The organism is Microbacterium sp. C-MGS6 (assembly GCF_058140415.1).
Genome location: NZ_CM176934.1, coordinates 3,458,724 through 3,469,578 on the forward strand (window position 1 = coordinate 3,458,724; position 10,855 = coordinate 3,469,578).

At 66.1% G+C, this 10,855-nt stretch carries 11 protein-coding genes; all 11 read right to left on the reverse strand.

The genetic code is table 11. The features are described from left to right. Window positions 1-32: 32 nt before the first annotated feature. Window positions 33-557: a GrpB family protein gene (locus tag AC3B5L_RS17140; protein ID WP_490096006.1), complete on the reverse strand. Its 525-nt coding sequence runs from the start codon at window positions 555-557 to the stop codon at window positions 33-35. A 6-nt stretch (window positions 558-563) separates the two neighbouring features. Beyond that, on the reverse strand, window positions 564-899 hold the full coding sequence (locus AC3B5L_RS17145; RefSeq protein WP_025102860.1) for a hypothetical protein: 336 nt from the start codon (window positions 897-899) through the stop codon (window positions 564-566). A 9-nt stretch (window positions 900-908) separates the two neighbouring features. Beyond that, window positions 909-2,357: a sugar porter family MFS transporter gene (locus AC3B5L_RS17150; protein WP_187662780.1), complete on the reverse strand. Its 1,449-nt coding sequence runs from the start codon at window positions 2,355-2,357 to the stop codon at window positions 909-911. Window positions 2,358-2,418: 61 nt separating this feature from the next. After that, window positions 2,419-3,393, reverse strand: coding sequence for a ParB/RepB/Spo0J family partition protein (locus AC3B5L_RS17155; protein ID WP_187662781.1), 975 nt, complete (start codon window positions 3,391-3,393; stop codon window positions 2,419-2,421). Next, complete coding sequence (locus AC3B5L_RS17160; protein ID WP_232089132.1) at window positions 3,393-4,316, reverse strand: ParA family protein; 924 nt, start codon at window positions 4,314-4,316, stop codon at window positions 3,393-3,395. Before AC3B5L_RS17160 ends, AC3B5L_RS17155 begins: the two co-directional genes overlap by 1 nt. 3,149 nt (window positions 4,317-7,465) lie before the next feature. After that, a complete protein-coding gene (gene rsmG, locus AC3B5L_RS17165) occupies window positions 7,466-8,113 on the reverse strand; it encodes a 16S rRNA (guanine(527)-N(7))-methyltransferase RsmG (protein ID WP_280567620.1) in 648 nt (215 codons plus the stop codon). 24 nt (window positions 8,114-8,137) lie between these two features. Next, complete coding sequence (locus tag AC3B5L_RS17170) at window positions 8,138-8,629, reverse strand: Jag family protein (RefSeq protein WP_187662783.1); 492 nt, start codon at window positions 8,627-8,629, stop codon at window positions 8,138-8,140. Continuing rightward, window positions 8,626-9,696: a membrane protein insertase YidC gene (yidC, locus tag AC3B5L_RS17175; protein ID WP_187662784.1), complete on the reverse strand. Its 1,071-nt coding sequence runs from the start codon at window positions 9,694-9,696 to the stop codon at window positions 8,626-8,628. Before yidC ends, AC3B5L_RS17170 begins: the two co-directional genes overlap by 4 nt. A gap of 3 nt (window positions 9,697-9,699) precedes the next feature. After that, the gene (gene yidD / locus AC3B5L_RS17180) at window positions 9,700-10,050 is read right to left on the reverse strand and encodes a membrane protein insertion efficiency factor YidD (protein WP_490096007.1); all 351 of its coding nucleotides are present in this window, start codon (window positions 10,048-10,050) and stop codon (window positions 9,700-9,702) included. Next, window positions 10,047-10,397, reverse strand: a complete 351-nt coding sequence (rnpA, locus tag AC3B5L_RS17185) for a ribonuclease P protein component (RefSeq protein ID WP_187662786.1) — start codon at window positions 10,395-10,397, stop codon at window positions 10,047-10,049. The genes yidD and rnpA overlap by 4 nt, the downstream gene beginning before the upstream one ends. Before the next feature lie 6 nt (window positions 10,398-10,403). Next, the gene (gene rpmH, locus AC3B5L_RS17190) at window positions 10,404-10,541 is read right to left on the reverse strand and encodes a 50S ribosomal protein L34 (protein WP_022879826.1); all 138 of its coding nucleotides are present in this window, start codon (window positions 10,539-10,541) and stop codon (window positions 10,404-10,406) included. Window positions 10,542-10,855 lie beyond the last annotated feature (314 nt).

Genomic DNA, 10,855 nt, shown 5'->3' on the forward strand with positions numbered 1-10,855 from the left:
CCCTTCTCGCATGCTCGGCCAGCCCAGGGTGATCAGCGCTTGTCGTACACGTCCACCGGCTCGAGCCCGCGTGCTGCCCGCGCCCTGTCGACGATCTCCTGGATGACAGCGGTCTTCGCTGCGTTGTAGGAGGAGTTCCGCTCCTCCGCCTCCCGCGCTGCCTCGTGCTTGACGCGTTCGTATCGCTCCGCATCGTCCGGGTGGGCGCACAACCAGTCCCGCAGCAGGCGCTGAGGCACGGCATCCCATTCGGCTGCCGTGAAGAAGTGTGCGATGGCGAGGCGCTCCCCGGCCGCCTCCATGATCATCACCGGATGAGTGCGGATTCCGCTGCCGGTGCGCCATCCCACCGCCTCCAACGCGGACCGGTACGCGTCGAACTCCCCTCGCGTCTGCACGCGCACCGCGAGGTCGACGATCGGTTTCGCGCTCATCCCGGGAATGGCCGTCGAACCGATGTGCTCGACGATCCAGCCGTCCGCCCCGGCAGCGCGGATCGATGCCGCGAACTCCTCGAATCGCTGCGGCCACGACGGGTCGTAGGGAACGAGGAGCATCGGTCGTCAGGAGGCGTCGGCGATGCGGGGGTCCCAGCGACGATGGCGCTGCTTCTCGTCCAGGAGCCCCCAGACGGCCGGCGTGAGCTCCGGGTACTCCAGGGCGATCTGACGCAGCACCCGGTAATGCCGCGCGGCGTTGGGACGTACCCCGTCGTTCGCGGCGATGTTGTCGGCGCGCAGCAGGTAGACGACGAGTTCGTCGACACTGGGCAGCTCCTCCATGAACTCCCAGGGGTCCTCACCGCCGAGCAGGCGCTCCTGGACGAGGACGGCGAGTTCGTCCGAGGCCTCGGCGCGCAGCACTTCCAGGCTGGCGCGACGGGGGACGGACTCGGTCATCCCTCCAGCCTACGCGCGTGCGCGACGGGGTCGGCGCTCCACCTTCGCATCCTCGCTCATGTCCTCGAGCTCGCGGCCCTTGGTCTCCGGCACCTTGAAGAACACGAAGAAGAACGACAGCAACGCGAAGAACGCGTAGAAGCCGTAGGCGAAGGTGAGGCCGATCTCGGCGAACGCCGGGAACGTCGTCGAGATGAAGAAGTTCGCCACCCACTGCGCCGCGGCGGCCACGGCCAGGGCACCGGCACGGATCGAGTTCGGGAAGATCTCGCCCAGGAGGACCCACACGAGCGGTCCCCAGCTCGCACCGAAGAACACCACGAAGCCGTTGGCGCAGACGAGGGCGACGGTCGCCCAGGGGTCGGGAAGCGTCGCGGTGCCCGAGGCGTCCAGCGTGCCGAACGAGAAGGCGAGCGCCATGAGTCCCAGGGTCACCGTCATGCCGACGGAGCCGACGAGCAGCATGATCCGGCGTCCGATCCGGTCGACGAGCAGGATCGCGACGATCGTGACGACGATGTTGGTCACAGAGGTGATGACGGAGGTCAGGAGAGCGCTGGACTCGTCGAATCCGACCGACTGCCACAGTGTCGTGGAGTAGTAGAAGATCACGTTGATGCCGACGAACTGCTGGAACACCGACAGCAGGATGCCGACCCACACGATCGGCTTGAGGCCGAGACGGCTGCCTCGCAGGTCTCGCAGCGACTCGGAGCGCTCCGTGTCGATCGTGCCCGTGATCTCCTTGATCTTCGCCTCGGTGTCGATCGTCCCCGTGACGGTCTGGAGCACTTCCGCGGCACGCTTCACTTCGCCCTTGCGCACCAGGTAGCGCGGGGATTCCGGCAGCCGGAGCGACATCAACCCGTAGACGAGCGCGGGGATGGCCGCGACCATGAACATCCATCGCCAGGCGGTCAGGCCCCAGAGCGGCTGGTCGGCCTCCCCCGCGATGCCGGCGAGGAGGGCGTCCGACAGCAGGGCGGCGAAGATGCCGAGGACGATGGCGAGCTGCTGCAGCGATCCCAGACGACCGCGGATCGCGGCGGGAGACACCTCCGCGATATAGGCGGGGGCGATCACCGAAGCCGCGCCGACGCCGAGTCCGCCGATCACACGCCAGACGATGAGGTCGACGACGCTGAACGCGAGTCCGGAGCCGATCGCCGAGACGAAGAACATCGCCGCGGCGACAACCATCACCGGGATGCGTCCGAACTTGTTCGACACCGGGCCGGCGAACCAGGCGCCGACCGCACAGCCGATCAGGGCGGAGGAGACAGCGAAGCCCTTGAGACCCGTGCCGAGGTCGAACCCTGAGACATCTCCCGCCAGGGCGTCGACAGCACCGTTGATCACCGCGGTGTCGAATCCGAAGAGGAATCCGCCCAGAGCCGCCGCAATACTGACGGCGATCACGCGACGCTTGATACTCGCTGGATCAGCTGGTCTGGACATGACATCCCCCTCGCATCGACAAGATGACGCGAGTCTATGTCACCCCCGACCGGGGGCGGGGTCAGCGCGCGGAGCCGTATCCTTCTTCGCCGAGCTCCTCGAGAATGCGGTTCAGGTCCTGGATCGAAGCGAAATCGATCGTGACCTGGCCTTTCCGAGCGCCCAGTGCGATCCGGACGCGGGTGTTGAGCCGGTCCCCCAGCTTGCCGGCGACCTCATCCAGGTACGCCCGCCGCGCCCCGGGCGTGGGCTTGGGAGTCTTCCCTGCGGAGGGCTGGGACTTGGCCGCCTCTTCCGTGGCACGGACGGAGAGGTCTTCGTTGACGACCTTGTCCGCCAGGCGCTGCATGGCCTCCGGCGAGTCCACGCTCAGGATCGCGCGCGCGTGTCCGGCGGTCAGGACACCAGCGGCCACCCGCTGCTGCACGGGGACAGGAAGCTTGAGCAGGCGGATGGTGTTGCTGATCTGCGGACGGGAACGACCGATGCGCGTCGCGAGCTCCTCCTGCGTGATGCCGAAATCGTCGAGGAGCTGCTGGTAGGCCGATGCCTCTTCCAACGGGTTCAGCTCCGAGCGGTGGAGGTTCTCCAGGAGCGCGTCCCGCAGCAGGTCCTCATCGGCGGTATCCCGGACGATGGCCGGGATCGACTCGAGTCCGGCCTCGCGGGCAGCCCGCGTGCGCCGCTCCCCCATGATGAGTTCGTACTCGCCGTCGCTGTTCTTCCGGACCACCACCGGCTGCAGCACGCCGAACTCGCGGACGCTGTGCACGAGCTCCGCGAGGTCCTCCGGGTTGAAGTGCGTGCGCGGCTGGCGGGGGTTGGGGACGATCGCCTGCGGGTCGACCTGGATCAGGTGGATCCCGGGCACCGCCTCGAGCTCAGCCTCGGGTGCCGCGTCGGCGTTCGCGGAGGGAGCCTCGGGTGCCGGAGCGATCTTCGCGCCCGGGAAGAACACGTCGACAGGACGTTCGGCCTGGTCCGCCGTCGGGATGAGGGCGCCGATGCCGCGGCCGAGTCCAGTGCGCTTCGCCATTATTTCTCCTTGCTCTGCGTCTGTCGCGACGCGATCTCGACGGCGGCCTCACGGTAGGCGATCGCTCCGGCGGACTGACCGTCGTAGGCGATGACCGTCTGGCCGAAACTGGGGGCTTCCGATACGCGTACGGACCGCGGTATCACGGTGTCCAACACCTGTGACGGGAAGTGCGAGCGCACTTCCTCCGCAACCTGCTGCGCCAGACGCGTCCGCCCGTCGAACATAGTCAGGAGGATCGTCGAGAGATGGAGGCTCGGATTCAGGTGCTTCTGGATCATCTGGATGCTGCCGAGCAGCTGGCTCAGGCCTTCCAGGGCGTAGTACTCGCACTGGATCGGGATGAAGACCTCGTTCGCCGCGGTGAACGCGTTGATCGTGAGGAGTCCGAGCGATGGGGGGCAATCGATGATGACGAAGTCGACAGGGTTGTCGACGAGGTAGTCCTTCAGAGCACGGCGAAGTCGGTGCTCCCGGGCGACCTGTGCGACGAGTTCGATCTCGGCACCCGCGAGGTGGATGGTGCTCGGCGCACAGAAGAGATTGGGGCTCTCCGGACTGGGCTGCACGATCTCCGCGAGCGGGAACTCGTCGATGAGGACGTCATAGACGCTCGGTGTGTCGGCATTGTGTGGCACCCCGAGCGCCGTGGAGGCGTTCCCCTGAGGGTCCAGGTCGATGACGAGCACCTTCGCACCCAGACCAGCCAATGCCGAAGCGATGTTGACGGCGCTCGTGGTCTTACCCACGCCACCCTTCTGGTTCGACACCGTCAGGATTCGCGTGTCTCCCCCGAACTCCACGGTGACTGCTTCGAGCGCGCGGCGACGAACGGAGAGATCCGCGATTTCTCGCGCGAGGGGGGTGTCCATCCCGAACGATTCGTTCGACGATGCCTTCTCGGACTGTTTCACGTGAAACATCCACTCCTTTCGGGGCCGCGTTCCACTCTAATCGCAGCGACCGACGTCGGATCACAGGCACGACCGGGCGGCAGAGATGCTTCCCGTCCGCGCACTTCCGCATACACGCGGACAGTCAGCTCCGGTGAGGTTCGTTTCACGTGAAACGAGGCTTCAGCACGGCCCGCTGAACGCGGCTTTCGTCACCGGTGGCTTCGCGCAACTCCATCGACGAAAGGCGAAGGGACGCCCCCAGCGCTGACACCGGGGTCCCCTGCTGAGACGGATGTCTGAATCACGCGACTGGGGTCCCTACCGCTCCACCGAAGCGTGCTGGCGAGCCGACCTCGTGCCCCTCCTCGATGAGAGCGCCTGGCGGTCCGGCGTAGCTTCTCCGCGTCGTCCGGTTCGACGCCACATTTCTCGAGGCCCAGTCCCGCGCTCGCAAACCTCGGCCTCCCCACCTCACTCAGGTACCTTGTCGCAGCTTCCCACGCGGGGTGCCTGCCGCGGTCAGGCGAATTCGCGACCGCGTCCTTCTGGATAACCCCTGCCTACACCCGCGAGCCACCGCTCTGCCGGGCATCCCGCTGCAGAGCGCCCGGATCCTTCACGCATGCACCCTCGGCCGGGAGCACGCCAGCGTCGCGCAGCACCGATCCGGGTGCCCATGCCCTGTGCTCCATGAGACCTCGCGACAGGTGCGTCGCGTCGTTCTGGCCCCCCATGACCTGCCTGCCCGCAGAACTCGCGGAGCATCACGCGGCTGCCTCCGCGTCCGAGCCGGCAGGTGGACGAGGGATCGCGCCGCATGGGTACATCGATACTCAATCTGACCCGTTCCTTCGCCCTTTGCGACGGCTCGTCTCCCGTGAATCCGCCGCCCGATCGCGGTCTGTTTCACGTGAAACACAACCCCTCCTAGCCTGTTCACATCCGTTCACCATCTCGGGCACGCACAGCAGCACGTGTTCCCAGCCGCTGCTCGGGTCGCCCCACGACGACGGAGCACACCTGGGAGCAGTTCTGGCGCGGAGGGATTTCCCTTCACGGCGATGCCCATCGAACGACGTGGCGTCGCCCGTCCACGCACACCACTCGGCATGCCTGCCCGAAGTGTGTGGAACGACCGTCGCTCAAGAGCCATCTGCGTCACGCGAGCCGTAGCCCCACGGTGGCGGCAGGGCACGTTCACACCCGACTCTCGCGCAAACGCCGCACACAGCTCCCACTTCCCTTCCTGTGCACACCGTCCATAGCGAGGATCAGAGCTCGCCGAGCAGGTCCACCGCGGACCGCTATAGAGAGGCGGCACCACGGCACGTCTGCCACAGCGGCGCCCGGTCACACCGTTGCCCGCTCCTCCACGGGAAGGCCGATCACCGGGCCCGGCCCGCTCTTCGAGGGACACCGTTGAGCATCAAGGCGAGCCCCGGGTGTCCGGAGTCATCCCCCGGACGAAACACGAGACGAGGCATGAGCGCCTCTGCCGTAGCGGCCGAAAGCTCAAAACCCCACTCCCGCGTCAAGGTACCCACCGGCCCCCTCCACACATGGACACACACCATCCAATGCCAGGCCTGCATCGGTTACACCCGTCTCCCCCCGACGACACTCGAGACGAGGCACGAGGGATCCGATAGCGCCGCAGAAAGGTTCAGAGGCCACTCCTCCGAAGAAGGCCACTCACCGGGTGCCTTTACACGTCGACACACCATCGAGCGCCAGGGCCCGACCCCGTTGCCCCGAGTCGTCATTGACCAGGCACGGGACGAAGTATCGCGCCGCCTCCCCCGCCGCAGAACCCGGCGACACCATCACACTTTCCCACGAGAATGCCGCCCGCCGGCTCCAGTCCAGGCTTCGAGGCACACCCCGAACGTCACTGACAGGACTGGTGGCACCATGTCCGTCTCAGACGGCAGAGGAAACGAGGCACCGAGGCACCCCCTGCGGTAGCTTCACCGAGCGGATGACCTTCTTGCCTGTCGACACCCCCGCGGGGGACCTCCACTGCCGCAGCGACCCGCAGGAGCCAGCGGCACGACCCAGTCGGCTCTGACGAGGGCTCCCCCCGACGACCGATGAGCATAGGTACGCACACGATGCAGAGAGACATGACACGTTCGCCCCGTGCCGCGCTCACCGTCACTGCACTCTGCGCACGCGCTGAAGATCGGTGCCCCTCAGCGGGAGGACGGCACTCGGGCACCGTGGGAGCCACACCGAGAAACCGACTGTTTCACGTGAAACAGTCATTCAAGATCGCTGCGACTGAGGGATACCTCCTCCACTACCGAATGCGCCATGGCAAACGGTCGGAGATGGTCAGCGAACGACGTACGCGCGTGCGATAACTCGTCGAAGCGAATCGCGCGACGTTTCACGTGAAACAGTTGTGTGTCTGATGTGGCCACGCCGACCACGATCCCACCTCCTGCGCCTGCCTCACGGGAGGTTCTGCGATCCGCAGCCCACCACGCCGCGCCGTGAAGACAGCACACCCCGCTCGCTGACCCACAGCACGGGCAGGTATCAGTGTCGAGCCGAAGGGCACTCAACGAGCAGTGCGTCCGATGACCTCGCAGGAAGACATCACTTTTGACCTACGGACCGCTCGGGGGCAGCGCCCCACGCTCCTTGGCTCGATCGGCGGATGCCCCACCGGTCTCCACACGCGCTTTCCAAAGAGACTCGGAGACGTTGATGAGTACGCCCGCCCACAGTTCCGATGCCAAGGAGTTGTGTGGCGGCGCCCACCGATTCCCTCTCCGAGGCCGGCCTCCGGAGTCGTGGTACTCGCCCCTGACCGCCTCAGTGAAGATGGTACCGCGATGGATGAACCTCTACGCCCCCGAACCCAGCGCTCCCGGCAACCGTGTCAGACAGAGGTCGGTCACCGTTTCCGGTTCACCGTAACTGGAGCAACCAGACACCGACGTCGCCGATGCACCCAGTGAACGCGATTCCCGACTCAGCGCCTTCGGAGCCGAGAGTAGCGTCCTACCGCACTGCTCCGAGACTCGTTGTTGTTTCACGTGAAACATGGCCTGTCCGGGCGGACCCCATCCGTGAGCGGGCACAACCTCTTCGGATCAGTCGATCAAGGGGTAGTGCCCGCCAAAGAAGGACACTCTGATGGCAGTGTTTCACGTGAAACGACAAGGTCCTCAGCGCACGTGGGCACGGACGACCCGGGTCGTCTCGGGAAGCAGTCCCTCGCCCAGAACCTCGACGCGAACGTCGGAGAGTGTGAACTTCGCGATCTGCTTCCGCGCCGCCTCGATCTCGTTCGCGGCGTTCATGCCCTTCAAGAGGGTGAGTTCACCACCATCGCGCACCAGCGGAGCCGTCAGTGGAATCAAGGTACGCAGCGCGCTCACCGCGCGAGCCGTGACGACGTCGAAGGCACCCTTCGCACGGACGTCCTCCGCACGCGCCCGGAGAATGGTGACGTTCGAGAGCTCGAGATCGTTCACCTGCTCCGTCAACCAGTTGATCCGACGCTCCATCGGCTCGACCAGTGTCCACGACACATCGGGGCGGGCGATGGCGAGCACCAGACCGGGCAGTCCGGCCCCAGACCCGATGTCCGCCACGGAACCATGGAAGAGCGGTGCGGCGATCGCGCTGTTCAGGATGTGACGGGTCCACAGGCGGGGCAGTTCGAGCGGCCCGATCAGACCCCGCTCCTCCCCCTCACGGGCGAGGGAGTCCGTGAACCGCCGAGCGATCTCCAGGCGGTCTCCGAAAAGATCGGCAGCGACAGCCGGCTCCTGCTCGACGGTCTTCTCGCCGGAATCGTTCGTCTCAGACACCCGCCCGTACTCGCCTTCGGTACGTCAATGACGACGCAGGACCGTGTGACGGTCCGCGCCCTCGCCGTACGACTCGGAGACGAGCCCTCGCTCGGCAGCGATGTCGTGGACCAGCTTGCGCTCGTAGCTCGACATCGCCGGCAGCGACGCCTGCGACGAGCCCTCATCGAGCTTGGCGGCCGCCGCCTCGACCAGGGTCACGAGCTGCCGGCGGCGCGTGTCGCGGGATCCTCCGATGTCGAGGATGAGACGCGAGAACGAGCCAGTCTTGTTCTGCACGGCGAGACGCGTGAGCTCCTGCAGCGCCTGCACCGTGTCCGGAGCGGAGAGCAGCGCGAGGCCGTCACCCTCGGCCTCGACCGAGACGTAGGCACGCCCCTGCCGGACATCGAGGTTCAGGTCGCCGTCGATGTCGGCGATGTCGAGCAGCTCCTCGAGGTAATCCGCGGCGACATCGCCTTCGTTCTCGAGCTGCGCCACAGTGGGCTCGGTGCTCCCGGTCACGACCTCACTCATGACGCGTTCCCCTTCTTCTTCGCGCGCTTCTTGCCGACCGGCTGCTGTCGCTTCGGTGCCTCAGCCTTCGCCTTCTCGGCCTGCTCCAGCAGACGCTGCTGCTCTGCCTCGTACACCGACATCGGCACGACCTTGCCCGAGGAATCGATGGCCTTGCCCTTACGCGCCAGACGCTCTTCGCGCGCCTTCGCCGCCTCCGAGCCCGGGGTGGGCATCTCACGGATGACGAGGAACTGCTGGCCCATGGTCCAGAGGTTCGAGATGAACCAGTACACGACGACACCGAGCGGGAAGAAGACACCGGAGAAGATGAAGCCCAGCGGCAGCACGTAGAGCATGATCTTCTGCATCTGGTACGCCTGGCCGGTCTTGGCCTCCGGCGAGAGGTTCTTCGAGATGATCTGCAGCTGGGTGAAGAACTGCGACGCGATCATCAGGACGACCAGGGTGACGAGGATGATGATCGCCGTGACGTTCTGGGCATCGATGGCGTTGCCCAGCGTCTCGTGCAGCGAAGCGACGCCGAAGAGCTTCGCGTCGTAGAACTCCTTCGTGAGCTCCGGGCTCAGCAGGCCGACGCCACCGACGTTGTCGCGGGCGTGCTTGCTGACGTCGCTCAGCACGCTGTAGAGCGAGAAGAAGATCGGCATCTGCACGAGCAACGGCAGACAGCTCGACATCGGCGTCGTGCCGTGCTTCTTGTACAGCGCCATCGTCTCGCGGCTCATCGCCTCACGAGAGAGCTGATCCTTCTTGCCGCGGTACTTCTCCTGAACTTTCCGCAGTTCAGGAGCGATTTCCATCATCTTGCGCTGGCTCTTGATCTGCTTCACGAACAGCGGGATGAGCGCTGCACGGACCACGATCACGAGGCCGACGATCGAGAGGACCCAGGTGATGCCCGAGGCGGCAGGAAGGCCGACCGCCGTGAGAAGCCAGTGCCAGGCGACGAGGATGAGCTCGACGACCCACTTCAGCGGCCACAGGATCGTGCCGAGCAGGTCGAATCCGCCGGATGCCGGCTCCGGGCTGGGGGTGGCACTGGCGAACAGAAGGTCAAGACCCACCGATCAGTCCTTTCGGGAGGGGACGACGAAACCGTGTGCGGTCAGGTCGTAGCGGAAGTGTCGGTGCGGTGTGACGTCGTCGACGCCTCCGCGAGACCAGGGATTGCAGCGGAGGATGCGCCACGCCGAGAGCAGAGCCCCCCGCACGGCGCCGTGCTGCTGCACCGCACCTACAGCGTAGGCGGAACAGGAGGGGTAGTACGCACACACGTCCCCGTACATCGGCGAGACCACCCTGCGGTACCCCGTCAGGAAGGCGAGCACGGCGTTGCGCGGCAGGAGCGGGATGCTGCGAAGCACGTCGCGCCCGTGCATCTCCCCCGTCCCCACCGACGAGGCCGGCAACGCGGTCATGAGGCGGCCTCGGCCGGTGCGAGCCGCGCCAGGCAACGATGCACATCGCTGCGAAGCTCCGCGTAGGAGGCGGTCGCGGACGCAGGAAGGGCACGGATGACGACATCCGTGCCCTGAGGAACACGCGGGAGCGCCTCCGCACAGACGGCTTTGAGTCGCCGACGGACGGTGTTGCGCACCACGGCCGTGCCCACCTGCTTGCTGATGATGAAGCCGAACCGCGCGGCCCTGCTCTCGCCCGTCGCCAGCATGGAGGTGAGGACGCGGGCCCCGCCACAACGCGATCCGCGTCGAACGACCAGTCGGTAGTCGCTCCCGCGGGTCAAACGGAACGGGCGGGCGAGCACAGCTGCTTACGCGGAGAGCTCGGTACGGCCCTTCGCGCGGCGTGCCGAGAGGATGGCACGGCCGGCGCGGGTACGCATGCGGGCACGGAAGCCGTGCTTCTTGGCGCGACGACGGTTGTTGGGCTGGAAGGTGCGCTTGCTCATGAGATCACTCCGGGAATGCTGTCACCGGATTCACTTCGACCGGAGACATAGGGAACTGCCAAACAGGCATAAGTCAACCGACTAAGGGTACGTCTTGGCGGCGGACAGGGCAAATCTGCGACCTGTACCGCTTGTCATCCCATGCGTACCGCACAGCCATTATCCACAAGCCGGACGCATCCGCCACATCCAACACGCCCGCGTGTTTTCAAGGGCAGGTTGCCGTTCCGAGCCGGTGTGACTACCGTGGCATCCGAAGTTATCCACAGGGGAACGGCACGTCGACCCCGACCCGATCCGTCGTCCGGAGCACC